Annotated in this window: 7 protein-coding genes and 1 tRNA gene; 4 read left to right on the top strand and 4 right to left on the bottom strand. The window is 29.9% G+C overall.

Features of this window, described 5'->3' with window-relative positions:
* Window positions 1-2: 2 nt before the first annotated feature.
* The 4 genes from GOY08_RS11150 to GOY08_RS11135 form a co-directional block, all read right to left on the bottom strand.
* Window positions 3-632, bottom strand: a complete 630-nt coding sequence (locus GOY08_RS11150; protein ID WP_158998982.1) for a hypothetical protein — start codon at window positions 630-632, stop codon at window positions 3-5.
* Window positions 633-716: 84 nt separating this feature from the next.
* Window positions 717-1,802, bottom strand: a complete 1,086-nt coding sequence (locus tag GOY08_RS11145; RefSeq protein WP_158998981.1) for a tRNA dihydrouridine synthase — start codon at window positions 1,800-1,802, stop codon at window positions 717-719.
* 65 nt (window positions 1,803-1,867) lie between these two features.
* Window positions 1,868-4,999 carry an outer membrane protein assembly factor gene (locus tag GOY08_RS11140; protein WP_158998980.1) on the bottom strand — a complete coding sequence of 1,044 codons (3,132 nt, stop codon included), beginning with the start codon at window positions 4,997-4,999 and terminating at the stop codon, window positions 1,868-1,870.
* Window positions 4,986-9,191: a translocation/assembly module TamB domain-containing protein gene (locus tag GOY08_RS11135; protein ID WP_158998979.1), complete on the bottom strand. Its 4,206-nt coding sequence runs from the start codon at window positions 9,189-9,191 to the stop codon at window positions 4,986-4,988. The genes GOY08_RS11140 and GOY08_RS11135 overlap by 14 nt, the downstream gene beginning before the upstream one ends.
* Window positions 9,192-9,329: 138 nt before the next feature.
* Here GOY08_RS11135 and accD point away from each other — a divergent pair, with 138 nt between their 5' ends.
* From accD to GOY08_RS11115, 4 genes are all read left to right on the top strand, one after another.
* Complete coding sequence (gene accD / locus GOY08_RS11130; protein ID WP_158998978.1) at window positions 9,330-10,199, top strand: acetyl-CoA carboxylase, carboxyltransferase subunit beta; 870 nt, start codon at window positions 9,330-9,332, stop codon at window positions 10,197-10,199.
* A gap of 96 nt (window positions 10,200-10,295) precedes the next feature.
* Window positions 10,296-11,558 (top strand): bifunctional folylpolyglutamate synthase/dihydrofolate synthase, encoded by a 1,263-nt coding sequence (locus GOY08_RS11125; protein WP_158998977.1) that lies wholly within the window; start codon window positions 10,296-10,298, stop codon window positions 11,556-11,558.
* Window positions 11,559-14,720, top strand: a complete 3,162-nt coding sequence (locus tag GOY08_RS11120; RefSeq protein WP_158998976.1) for a hypothetical protein — start codon at window positions 11,559-11,561, stop codon at window positions 14,718-14,720.
* A gap of 60 nt (window positions 14,721-14,780) precedes the next feature.
* A tRNA-Arg gene (locus GOY08_RS11115) sits at window positions 14,781-14,857 on the top strand.
* Window positions 14,858-14,897: the final 40 nt, after the last annotated feature.

Below are 14,897 nucleotides of genomic sequence, written 5' to 3'. Positions count from 1 at the left end.
TATTAATTTCCTTTTTGTTCTTCATCCTCAGTTATTAGTTCAGGTAGTTTTGTTATACTATTTTGTCTTAAAACAATTTTTATATCATGAATTGGGGAACTTAAAGATCCTATAATTTCTATTTCTTTTTCGACTTTCCATTTTCCTTGAGGCAATACATAAGGCCAATTATTATTAAACTGACCAACTATTCCATATACTTTTATCTTATATGTCCCTAATGGTAGAGGACCGCTAAATATTGGCAAAAATATTTTTTTATCAAAAAAAATTGGTTTGTTGTAATGTATTAGTGAAATGTTATTTATAGTTGCTGATAGTTCAATTACGCCAAATTGTGGTAATTCTCTTTCACTATTTTTTGATATTACTTCTACTTTAAGTTCTATTCTATCTTTATATTTTGCAATGAGTAAATCTTGCAAAGTTAAAACTTTTGATCGCATCTTTTTATTTTGTTCTTGTAATTGAGAAATTTTATTAGCTATTTCATCTGCATTAGATAAGTCATTATTATCACTAATAATCAAAAATGGGTCAGGAGGTAAATAATTTGTTTCAGCAAATACTTCCTCTTTTAGAATTAGAGGAAACAAAGAAAATATTAATAGATATAGTATTGTTTTACGCATACAAACCTCAATAATTAAATTTTGTCATTAATTAATACATGAGGTTTGATAAATTCTGCTTATTGTGTTTTAAATTTGACTACTTTATAACATTTTGATTCTATAACTCATTGGATTTTCACTGTTTTGAGAAAATTCATGAATTTGTCTAGCTAATTCTTCAACAGACTTACTACGCATTGAAAGTCGCCAAAAATGATGCCCAAATTGGAACCAACGTGCACCTGTTGCTACAAAGAAACGAAATTTTTCTAAAATATATTCTTCATCATCAAAGTATTCTTGAAAAATTTTCAAAAGTAACAAACAAGCATTTATATATTCTTTGCCTTCTTCTGTTGGTGTCTTAGGTGATAATTGCCCAATGAATGCGTCTGGAGGATTTTCATTACCTAGCATTTCAGCAATTTGCCAAATAATCCAAGGTCTTGCTACAGCTGCGCGCGCTATCATAGCTCCATCAATTTTTAAAGAATTTAGCAGATACAAAGCGTCTTCTGCTGTCTGAATATCTCCATTTGCGACAACTGGAATATTTAAATTATTCCTTACTTTTGCAACCAAATCCCAATTCGCTGAACCACTATGTTTTTGTGCTCTAGTTCTGGCATGAATAGTGATAAAATCAGCACCTGCATTTTGAAGTTCAGTTGTAAAATCTAATAAATAATCAAAGTTCTCTTCGTCAGAAACACCTCCTCTAAGTTTAACACTTACTGGTTTATCTGTAGAGTTCTTTACAATTTTCACAATATCAGAAGCATATTTTTTATCACCCATGAGTCTCACACCCCAATTATGTTTTAAAGTATGAGAAACTGGGCAGCCCATATTTATGTCAAATCCCCATGGGTTTTTCAAAGATAACTTTTCTATACTAGGCTTTATAAATTTTTCTTCGTTACCTAAAATTTGCGGGATATAGTAACTTTCGTTCCTACCTGTTCTAAGTTCATTAGTAGAATCCAATTTTTCATTTGGAATTCTTCTTGTTGAAAGCATTTCAGTAAATCGTAGCACATTAATATTTTTTGGAGTATAAAAATGAATCAACTCGCGAAATGCTAAATGCGACAAACCAACCATTGGCGCAATTAAAAAGGGAAAATCAATGCCCAATTTCAACATTCTAGAATGATTAAAATATTTATTTTTTTGGTCACTAATCATAGAATCTCCAAATTCAATTCAGAGCCTTTTCATAGCGAGAATTTATAGGAAATAAAAGCAATAATTTAAAATTGTGCCCCTACATTAAAGTGGATAGCACCTCTAAACTTTAAATAGCCAGTAAGAAAAGAATCTTGAATTCTACTAACACACTTAGGTGGCGTATTTGAAGATAAAGCTTGTGCAGGGGTTACGCACTCAGGGTCCGAAGAAGGATCTTTTAAAGGATATCCATAATCTAATCTTATAGTAACGTAATTACCGACAATCATTCTTAGGCCAATCCCTGTTGAAATATAGGCTTGTTGCCAATATTGTTCTAAAAAATTAGTGTCTTGCAAACGTACTGGACTAGGTGCTATTAATGCGGCATTATCAGGAACGCATTGATTATTAGAAGGCAAAGCACTAGCAACTTTAGAGTTTATAATTGAGTTAATTTGATTTGTTTCTTGCTGGGTAAAATAATTTGTTGCTGAATCTACAAATAAAACCATACCGAAAAAGTCATTAAATCTATATCTTGTTTCAGCTTTTAAATACATTAGGTTTGTTGCACCAAGAGAAGCAAGTTGTGTATTACAATTTGCAACTCCATTGTTTTGATAATGAATCCACAATAACGGTCCTGGGGCAGTATTTCCATATGTCTCTGGAAATCCTCTCACTAAAGCTGACTCTGTTAAAGTTGCACGTCTGGAAGCTGGAGGTGTTACCGTTTGTCCATCTTCGTTAACGGTATCTATAATAAACTTACCGCCTAAAGAAATTCCTGCGCTTAATTTTTTATATATTGGAAAAAAAGTATCATAGGAAAAACCAAAACGATTGAATTGAACCTGCGATCCCAAACCAAATCGGGCAAAACCATATTGAAAATTTAATAGAGATCCCGAAGTGGGCCAAGCCTCATTATTTCTAGTATCTAAAGTTAAACTTGAAACAAGTTCCTTTACAGTAACAGAGGGACTGTCTAATGTTTGCACAATAGCACTTTCTGAGCTCGTAGATTGCGATTTTTCATAAACTAAAGACTGCCTAAAATTCCAATTCAAATCAAAATATGACGGTTTCCAATCACCAGCCAAAGTAGCAGTATAATATTCTCTATTAGTTAAAGTTTCAGCTGCCACTTGGTAACCAAATGTTGTACTCATATCAATCGGTGTTACTATTGGCCCCAATTTAAACAAAGATTCGGAAAGACCTAAACTTATATTTCGTCCTAATATTTGCTGCGTTTCACTTGAAGCAAAGGTTTGTTGTTGCTTTTCTTGTGAAACAGAAGCATTAGAAAAAAAACGTAATCCATCATCATTTAGTTTATTTAAAGTAAAATCCAATGCAAATATATATCCACGAAATGTCGAATATTGAGGTGATAATCCTAAAGAAAAACCTGTTTTTAATCTGGCATGAATAATAATGTCTATTCTTGTTTCTTTCCGTTCAAGTGCAGAAATATCTAAAGCTTCAACATAAATTGATGAAAATAAATCATGTTTAAGTAAACGAATTCTTGCGTTATCAAAACTATCTTGAGAAAAAATGTCTCCTGAATCTAAATTAGAAGCAGAAATAATAGCACTATCTTTTCCAACTATATCACTATCGACAAATATCTTCCTAATTCTTACTACTTGTCCAGGATAAACCGTTAATTTTAAATTTACTTTTTTGATATCTACCTGATTTGAAATAATTTCTTGATTAATTAAAATTTGATTATAAAGATAACCTTTAACCAATAATTGTCTTCTATATTCATCAACTAATGCTTTTCTTTTCATTGTACTTATAGCAGAGTTTAATTCTAAAATTGAATTAATTTTTGCCTGATCAATTTTAAAATCTGGAGGTAACCCTTCCAAAATTAATTGATTTAAAATATATTTTGCACCTCTATCAATACGAAAAATGATATCCATTTCAGACTTATCCTGTGATGGAATAAAGTCTGGGGCTGCGACTTGAACATCAGCAAATCCTTCTTCTAAATAGAGATTTTTCAGCTTATCACGATAAGTCCCTATATTATCTTTAGAAAAAGGTATTCCAGTTGAGAAGAAAGTTTTTTTTAATCCAATATATTCTAGAACGTCATCTTCACTTTGTGGTAAATGTCCAATAAATGTAACTTTCCCAATTTTAACTAATGGCCCTTTTTTTACTAAAAATTTTAAAACAGTATTTCCTTTGCTATCAATTACTCTTTCCGGTTCTGATACAACAGGAAATGCATAACCTTCTTTTTGATAAAAAGTAGTTAAATTAGAAACTAAATCACTATCTGTCATCAAAATAATATCTGAATAAGTTAAACTTTGCTTTGATTGAAGAAAATCTTGCAATAAAACGCCCGTTTCTTGATCATAAATTTGAAATGTAGTTCTTGGGCCCTTATCAATCTCTAATGATAATTTAGCACTTTCCTTAGTTGCAGAATATGAAATATTTTTTAAATCAACTTTAGCTTGCAAATAACCTTGTTCTAAATAATTTTCTTTAGTCAAATCTAAAGTTTCTTTAATTACTTTTAAATCACAAAGAGTTCCAGTTTCTATAGGCGCTGTAATAAAATTTAATATATTTGCATAAGAATCTTCAATAACCACTTGATCTATACGGCAAGGATTATTTTTTTCAACATCAAATACAACCTGAACATAATCACTAGAGATTTCATTAACTTTTGTTGATATTATTTTAGCATTTAAAAACCCATGTTCATATAAATTTTTCCGAATTTTTTCTGCATCAGAATTTAATATAGATTCGTTAAAAGGCTGCCCTCTTTGACTAGTAATAATTCTTAAGTATTCTGATAATTCAGAAGAATTTAAACCATTAATTATTATTTCTTGAATTCTTTTAATTGTGGTTGCTTTTGTAATGAAAATAATTTCATTATTTTTTGTAATAAATTTTTCAACTTCTACATTCTGATATAATTTTGTTTCAATCAACTCAGAAATAATAGCGTCATCTAACTCACTTAATGGTACGGATGACAAAGTTACAAGTATATCTGAATAAAAATTCACTTCTTTTCCATCGACAAATAAGTGCAGTTCAACAGATCGCGGAGCGACTGATGGATCAAGCAACCTATACTTATTTATTTGTCCAAAAACTGTAAAAGAAATAAAACTAAACAATACAAAGAAAATTATTTTAATAAACTTATTGACTTCCAAATCTAAACCTCAGCCCACCAGTGTAATCACTCAATGATTGTTGTTGTGTGGAGGACGTAGATGAGTTTGTAATAGAATACGAACTAAACAAACTAATAACATCATTTAAAAAGTAATCAGCTGTAAATGACGGTGAAGCACCTGCATCTCCAGATTGTCCTTGGTAGCTTACACCTAAATTAAATCTTTCTGCAACGGAGCGACTCGCTGTTACTCTCCAACTGTATTGCCCATTTTGCGAAGTAGGAACCACATTAACATTATCAAAAAGACCTGCTGTTACTGTATTTACTGTAGAATTTAAAACTCCTAAACCTGGAGTACTATCTCCAAACGAAAAAAATACATTTGTGGAAGCAGAAAGTAAGTTTGCACTTGAGCTTTGAGCTGGAATTTGTCCAGTTGATATAATTGAAATAATATCAAATTCTGTCATTCTATCACCGTTTGGTAAATTTGGAGGAATAATACTTAAGTCTATTTTGGGTCGACTAAACCTTCCATTTAAATTGGCAAAAATTGTATAAGAAGCGACTCTTGCTTCCATTTGAACGTCAATATTTGGATCATATTTCTGAAGTTCAATGAAATTAAAATCAGCTCGCTTAACTTCAAATCTACTTTTCAACAAAAATAAATTTGCTCTATCAGTTGTTAAATTTCCAATTAAAACTGGATTTGTTGTATCACCAGCAATATGCAGAGTTGGAGAAGTAGAGAATTTACCTCTAACACATTGCGTTTGTACCACTAATGAGTTTAGAGCTTGAAGGTTGATATTAAGATTTGCAATAGGAATGGATGTTCCTTGTGTAGTATTCAAACTAGAATTCTGTAAATTTAATTGTTTAGTTATTTCATCACATCCAATATCTTTAAAAATACGAAATTTACTAATAGTAACATCCCCTGCAATATTGTACGGCATTGAGTTGCCAGAAATTGAAATTCCAGCATCAAAAGTAGTATCAATTAATTGAATTATTGGTACAGGTATTCTTAAATCTACATTTTGTGCTGATAATTTGAAAAATAAATCTGGAGGTTGAGGATTTTCGCTGAATAATTTTGAAAAATCTATACTTCCAGCACCACTTATATAACCAGCACCTTTTTCTGCATAAAATGAATTTAGTTCTAATTTATTCCCATTAAATTCAAATTTTCCAAATAAATTTGTAAATGCGGGTTGATAATTCTTTAAAAATAAAGTTTTTGCATCAAGCACTAATGAACCAGATGTTGTTAAGTCAGACAAATATCCGTCTAAAATAAACTGTCCTTTAAGATTTCCTTCTGATGAGCCAAAATCATCGTGTAATTGATCAATTTTATTAAGATTAGCATCAATATTTAATGATGTATTTAAATATTTATTTTCCAAATTAAATTTCGAATTACCAATTTCAATCTTACCAATTTGTCCCGTCATTTGAAATGCATTCAAATCAATAATTTTACCATTAAAATTTATTAAACTTGCTGTATTGATATCCATCAGCATTCTTCCAACTTGTACATGGCCAGAATCAAGCGTTCCCTTTCCTGTCCATTTTTGATACCAACTATTATTTTTAAATTGATCAAATCCCATTGGACCCTGAAAACTAAAAGAACCATTAAATTGTGAAAATAAATTATAATTAGTTTTAACATTATCAGATAATAGATTTGTAGCGTCAAAATTAGATAACTTAACAAATAATATAGTGTTTTGTTCTACATTTCTTGGGATCAAGTAATTTCCAAGAATTTGATTATTATAAAGAGAAAAATCAATTGAAAAATTATTATCTAGTTTCTGTTTTCCTAACAAACTAATATCTCCAAACCAACTATTATTCATAGAAAAATCAGATGCTAATAACTTAAAATTTCCTTCTAATTCATTCCATTTTCCACCCATTTCAAGATTTGCATTTAATTTTCCTGATAATTTATTATCAGGTGTAGAGAACACTGAAATAGGAAAATTATTAACTTTCCCTTTAAATCCTGAATAATCAAATGAAAAATTATTCAATTCAAAAAATGCAAAAGAAGCTCCTTTACTAGGTGAATTTTTATCAGGAGATTTATCTTGTATATTATTAAGTAGAAAAACAGAATTTGCACAAATACCTACTTTACAATTTAAAATTACTTTTGAATCATTTACTTTACCATTTAGAAAATCTAAATCTTCTATATTTGAACTCAACTTTAATGACCATGTAGATGGATGCATTATTAGACCAGATAATGATGCAGAAAATTTCTTTATTTTCCCATTAGTCGAATAAAAAATGGGTTTAATCCAAAATTTATTTGCTTCAATAATAGAATTTAGATTTAAATTCTCACCAGACGCTTCTATTTTTGAATTTAGATTTTTATATTCTACATTTACTGAATTCAATTTTAAGATAGAATCTTCATTAGTAATTTTATTTTTAAAATTTACAAAAGCATTTTTTGTCCAAATACCATTATTATCTAAACCTATCTCTCCAGCATAATTATTAAATTCAACTCCAAACATTTCAGCGTTATTTGCATTTGCGGTTCCATTAAATACAACATTTGTTGAACCTGATTCAACTTTAATTATACCGGTAAAATCACCAATACCTTGAGTTTTAAATTTTAAAAAATAATCTAAAATATTTAAATTTAAGCCTTTACCAGAAATTGAAGCGTTAGCTGAAATACCTTTGGGTGGGGTAAAATCTATAAATGCTTTAGTAATTTTAACACTACCAGAGTTATCATTAACTTTCTTTGCAATAGTAGCGTGTGTATTATCTAGAATTAAACCTAAAACTGAAGCTCCTAAATCAAGATCAAAATCGATTGTTGGAAGTGGGGGCCTTTCTTTATTATCAGTAAAAGTTGTTACTAACATATTTCTCGCACTTCCAGAACCTTTTGCATTTAATTCAAAAACTTTTTTTTCATTTGGGCTAATAATTTTACCAGTTACTAACATTTTGTCAGAATAAATACCAAAATCAACAGGTGTAAAAGAAGCACCTAATCCATTTAATAATTCAGCAAAGCTTAAATTTTCAATTTGTGCTTCATTTTCAAATTCAAATGAATCAAATAATTTAAATTGTCCTTGAGAATATATACTTCCGTTTTTATAAGTTTTTATTTTAGCATTCGAATAAAAAATACTTCTATCTTTGAAATGCAAATCTGAACTACCATTATAAATATCAAATTGCATTAATTTAAAATGATTCCAATCCACTCTTCCATCAAAAATAGGTTCATCTAGTAATGTTTTTCCAGAAACAACCGCTCCAGACAAAATCGCTTCACCTTTAGCTTCCATTTCTAACAAATGAAATACATTTTTAGCATTTAATTTTAATGATTTGATATTTGCAATATAAGTTGAATGCATTATATCTGTTGATAAATGACCTCTAATATCTGTAATTAATTCTGCTAAATTACTTTTAAATTCAAAACTATCAGAATAAACACTTCCATCAATCCCTACAAATAAGGTACTTTCTAAATGATTTATATATACTTTATCAATTAAAAAAGGAAAAGCCAATGTTGTATCGGTAATTAATAAATTATTTTTTAGAACCGGTACTCCATTTTTATTAAATTCTTTTTCAATTTCAATATGTGAAAGTATAACTTTTTGATAGTTATTATTTGTTTCTTTTCCTATAATAAAATTTAAATTAATTCCTTCAATTGAAAATGGAATTTTAGAAATATTTTCTTGTAATATTTTTGGAATATTTATTGGCTCATTATCATCTTCAAACTGAAGAAAATCTGGTAGAATTAATTTATTTTTATCATCATAACCTAATTGAATTCCACCTCCTCTTAATGTAATTTTTTTTATTACAGGCGTTCTTCGAAAATAAGAAGCTAAAATATCAAAAGAAATAGTTAATTGATTCAAGCCAAAATTAAAATTACCTAATTGATTTGGGGCTTCAATATTTCTTTTAACTTCTTTTATATATACTTCATTTAAATTAAGTGAACCAGAGAAAAAGTTTAAACTTAATAAACCCAAGCTTAACTTTAACTTACTCTTTTCTAAGTAATTAACATTAATATATTCAACAATAGCATGCTGAATAGTTTGACTATTTAGAATAAAAAAAACTAAAGCATTCAATGCTACAAACGTCACAACAACAAACAATAGTAATCTTTTTAAAAACTTAATCACTAAATTCATTCCTATATTGGAAGCAAATTACCTTTTTTATGTTAACATTCAGTCACAAAAAGTGCCATTGAGTTTTGACCAAATGCTTACTCTTTGTTATGGACTACCCACCATATTCTGTCGAGGAGGTTACTTAACATGGGATGGCTATCGCGCGAACCAGCAAAACTTCAAGATGTGTCAGAAAAAAAATCATTACCTAGTGGGGTCTGGGAAAAATGTCCTTCCTGCTCAGAAATAGTTCTTATATCAGATCTTGAAGAAAACCACCTTGTTTGTCCAACTTGCAACTATCACCATCGGTTACCTGGCGAACAGCGTATTGAACTTCTTATTGACAATAATACTTTTTTTGAATGGGATCACACATTATGCAGTAATGACCCGTTACAATCAGATGATGGCCGTCCTTATAAAGATCGGCTAAAAAATATGATCAAAAAAACATCTAAATACGATGCCGTAATAACTGGAGCAGGTCTTTTAAATAATAGACCAGTTGCTTTAGGTGTACTTGATTTCTTTTGGATGGGTGGAAGCATGGGTTCGGTTGTCGGCGAAAGAATAAATCGAATGTTTGCTAGAGCAAGAAGAAATAATATGCCTGTTATTCTAGTTAGTAGTAGTGGTGGTGCTAGAATGCAAGAAGGGTTACTATCTTTAATGCAAATGGCAAAAACTTCAGCTGCAATAGCCTTACATCGCGAAGCAAGTCTCCCTTTTATTAGTATTATGTGCGATCCAACCACAGGCGGTGTTGCTGCCAGTTTCGCAATGCTTGGTGACATTAATTACGCTGAACCCAAATCAACTATAGGTTTTGCAGGGAGAAGAGTAATTGAAAATATCATCAGACAAAAGTTACCTGATAATTTTCAAACAGCAGAATTTTGTTTTGAGCATGGTGTTTTAGATAAAATTGTCAAAAGACAAGAAATGAAAGAAATTCTTGCGAGAACTTTAAATATTTTATGTGAGCCATTGCCAAAAAATAAACAAAAAAATTAAAATGGTTTCATTTTTATGAAATATACATTGCCAAAATTTATTCCCCAACAAGTAAATCCCTTGCTTGAACCGTACTTTGAAAAGACAAGGGGTAAAATGAAACCCGGTTCACATCGTTTGCACTTGCTCCTAAAAAATTATTTGAAAGACGATATCCTTCAGATACCATCAGTTCTTGTTGGCGGCAGCAATGGCAAAGGTACAACCTGTGCTTTTATAGAAAGTATTTTAAGATCGCACGATATAAAAACTGGTCTTTACACATCACCGCACTTAATACATCCAAATGAAAGAATTAGAATAAATGGAGTACCCCTCTCAGAAGATACTTTTGAAAAAAATTTACTAATAATAATCACAGAAGCTCAGAATACGTTGCCTGATGCTAGTTTATTTGAAATTCTAACAGCTGCTGCTTTATATACTTTTAAAGAAGAAAAAATAGATTTTTTAATCTGCGAAGTAGGTCTAGGAGGATTGTTAGATAGTACAAACTGCATAGCTCCTTTGGTTAGTATATTAACTTCAGTTAGCCTAGAACATACTGATATTTTAGGAGATACTGAAGAACAAATTGCAATAGACAAGGCGTTTATTTCTAGAAGAAATAAACCCATAATTTTAGGAGATTTAAATCAGTCTGCAATATCTGGTGCACTGAAAACAATACAGCTTACTGGAGCTGTTCCTAAATTCTTCGATACTATGTTATATGAAAAATTTAGCCAGGTTTTTTCCCAAATTAAATTAAATAACAATTCTGAATTTTCTTTTGCTAATCTTAATATTTCTAATTTAAATACAGCTCTGCTTGCAATCCAAGAAATAGAAGTAGAAATGCAAAATCAATTTAATACAAAATTAAATTTAAATATTGAAAAGACTCTTACAGGAATAAAAAAGACTCAATGGCCTGGCAGATTTGACATTCGCCAAATTGAAAATAGAACTATTATTTTTGATGCATCGCATAATCCCGATGGTTTTGAATTCTTTTTACGTGAATACAAAAGTTCCAATTTTTCTAATAAACGTTGTACATTAGTTTTTGCAAGCTTGAGTGATAAAGATTGGAGAAAAACATTAAGAAAAATTCCTGAAATAGCTCATACCATTTATATTACAGAAATGGATTCGCCTAGAGCTGAATTATCTAAAAATATTTTAGAATATTTCAACAAGTTAAAAATAGAGAATCAATCTCAACATTTTGATATTTTCTGTTATGATAAATACGAAATTGCATTAGAAGCTGCAATGAATCAAAATATTAATGATCCTATTGTTATTACTGGTTCTATAGCTTTTATTGGTTTAGTAATGGAACGATTAGGTCTTTCCTTCTTATCGGGGAATTGAGTGATTAAAAAACTTTATCCATGTTTAAAAAAATTTCTTTTGCCCTATATCTTCTTTTTTTTATTGAATGTTGAAAAATCTTTTGCCCAAGAATTTCTTAATAATAGTCTTATTCCAAATTTAGTTTTTTATGATGCAAATTCTATAAGTATCAATAAAAATAATGAAGCTTTTGAACTAAATGGTAATGCTATTATTTTAATTGGAAATATATATATTTCTGCTAATAATATTATTTTACAGAAAAAAGTTGGACTTGTTTCTGCTGAAGGAAATGTTAACTTAATAAGTAATAAGCAAAAAGCTATAGCATCGAGAATTATAATTGATCTCTATACAAAACAACTGCGAATGGATGATGCTAAAATTATTTCAGACCCTAAAGAAACAGATGAAAAATTTTCTGAAGTTACTTTAGGAATTTCTAAAGCAGAATTAGCTTATGAAGCAGCCAAGGATAATCGTACAAAAGAAATTGAAAATGAATTAAAAGAACTTCGAGAAGAGTACGCTAGAATTCAAAATTTAAAAAAATTTAAAAAATATAACGACGATAATTATTCAGAGAGAATAAAAGAAATTACTTCAAAGTATGCTCGTCTTTTAGCTCGTTTAACTCGAACTCAATTTCAACCAAACGCTTTTTTGGAAAAACTCTCCCAAAAAGATAAAGAAAAATTACTTGATAGAAGATCTGCAGTAGAAAAATTCAAGACTGAAAATCCAGAAATAGTACAGAAAATTGCAAATTTCTCATCTATTAACGGATATGTAAAAATAGCTGCTTCACAAATTATTCAAAAAGATAATAACACTCTTATTTTAAATAATTCAATTATCACTCCTTGTAATTGTAGTCCGTTAAACGAACCTCCCATTTATGGATTTAGTTCTGAAAATGCAAAAATAGAAATGGATAATTACATTACTATGCGTGATGTAACGGTAGACTTTTTTACAGTTCCTGTTTTTTATTCTCCTTGGTTAAAATTTCCAATAAAAAATAAAAGAGAATCAGGTTTCCTAACTCCAAGCTCTTACACCAGTACAAATGCAGGTTCTGCAACAGTAATTCCGTATTTTATTGTTTTGGGACCTTATGCTGATAGTACAATAACTTATGAGTACTTTTCTGGAAGGGGTTCACAATTTTCTGGTGAATTTCGTTTTCAAATTGATCGTGATAGTCAATTTAAGACTGAAGGAAAATTTATTAAGGATAAAACATATCTAAATGATTACAACTCAAATTCACAAAAAATAGATACAGCTATAGCACAATCAACTTCACAGAATGATATAAATACCTATAATAGCTATAGGGGTTCAAATAATCAAAATAGATGGTATACAGATTCTTCTGTTAATTTACCTCTAACTTCATCTGGTTCATTAAAATCAAATTATGAAGATGTGAGCGATAATCTTTACCTATCAGATTACTCAAATAATAATTCTAATATCAATCCAACAGCTGCAGTCTTTGGTGATACATCTCCTGCATCAAGAAGATTTTTAAATCAAGATGTTTCAACTGAATATTATGGTGATAATTTTATATTGTCTTTAAAAATACAATCAAATAAAGACTTATTTTCTGCTAATTCGGGTAGTACGCCTTATAAATCACCAAAGTTTGAATTTGACTTATTACCAGCAAAATATTTTAATACACCATTCATTTTTAGCAATAATTCTACTTTCGAAAATATAGTAAGACAAAATAATCAAAATTATATTCCTGTTCCACAAACCTTATTTACAACAACCCCTTCTAATTCTTTAACAGGAACTTATGATTCAAATTATCAAAGAAATCCTAATGATCCTTATGCACAAGGTAAAAGAGCATATACTTCTTCAACTTTAACTTTACCAGTCGCTACTAATGACTATTTTAATTCAAACATTTCTGCTACTGCAGTGGGGACCCAATATTATTTTCCTGATTCATATCCTTATCAAAATGTTCAACCTTATTTGGGTTATTTATCATATAAATTACATTTAGATGTACCATTATATTCCAGTACATATTTTATGACGCAAAATAATGAAGTTAAAACCGGTATAACCCAAAACCTCACACCCTTTATAGATTTTAACTATACTCCTTCAGTAACTCGAAGTAGCAATTTTCCAAATACTTATCAGCTTTGGTATGATCAGGATAAAACCGTAAGTTCCGCCATTATAAATTTTGGAGCAACACTTTCGTGGACTATTGAAAAAGAGCAGTTTATTGAAACCAAAGATAATGTTGCAAGACTTCCATCCGTTGCCGAACCTGGAGTTGCTAATCTTGATTTTTTTCGTCAAATTATTGAACAGCAAAAGTTCAAAATATCAAATAAATCTGAAGAAATATATAATTTATCGTCTCAAGTAAATTCAAATAAAATATTTGATTCCTGGGCAAAAACTGAATTAGAAAATTATTATGATAAAATTTCAGCAACAGAATTAAATCAAAATTATATTTGGCCAGCAGGTAATTTTTATACTAAAAAATCTTTATTGACATTTACTCCTCTTTCTTTAAGTGTTTCTACTGGCTATAATTTAATAGCTGAGCAAACTGCAAGAGAAACAAATTCTCTTGCTGGGCCAAATGTTTCTCCAGTAGATACACAAAAATATACGGACATAATTGCATCAGCAAATTTAAATATGAACCCAGTGTTACCTTTAAGTGGTAATGTTGGAGTAAGTTACAATCAATACTATCAAAGAATAAGCTCATTTACTTCCGGTATTTCAGCAGAATTGCCTTATGGCCTTGGATTTAATTATACTAACAATCAACAGTTTGTTATCAATCCTAATTCAAATATTCAAAACGATTTTATTAGGAAAACTCAACAAACATTAGGAGTGGATTATACCCCATTAAACTGGTTAAAATTTAGTTATCAATGGTCTAAGAGTACCGATCCTACAGCAAATACTGATACCAGTGATGGTAAAGGATATGGTTCCTCGCAAAGCATTACTTTTATGAATTTACAAAACTGTCTTGATCTTATGTTTGCTCGTAATAAGCCCGCAGGGATCACAGAAAACATGTCTACTTACGTGTTATCATTGACTTTTAGATTTTTTGGATATTCCTATACTGCCAAACAACTTGGCGATTATTTAGATCGTAAATTAAAAGACTAAATTATTTTTGAAAAACTTTACAAAGTAATTCAACTTATGCTAACCAGATAACCGTGTGTTCTGGCCGTAGCTCAGCTGGATAGAGCATCGGATTTCTAATCCGATGGTCGCGTGTTCGAATCGCGCCGGCCAGGCCACACAAAAATTCCTACTATCCTATTAATATTAATAGGAAAT

The organism is Pigmentibacter ruber, from assembly GCF_009792895.1.
Taxonomy (GTDB): domain Bacteria; phylum Bdellovibrionota_B; class Oligoflexia; order Silvanigrellales; family Silvanigrellaceae; genus Silvanigrella; species Silvanigrella rubra.
This window is presented reverse-complemented; position numbering and strand designations above follow the sequence as displayed.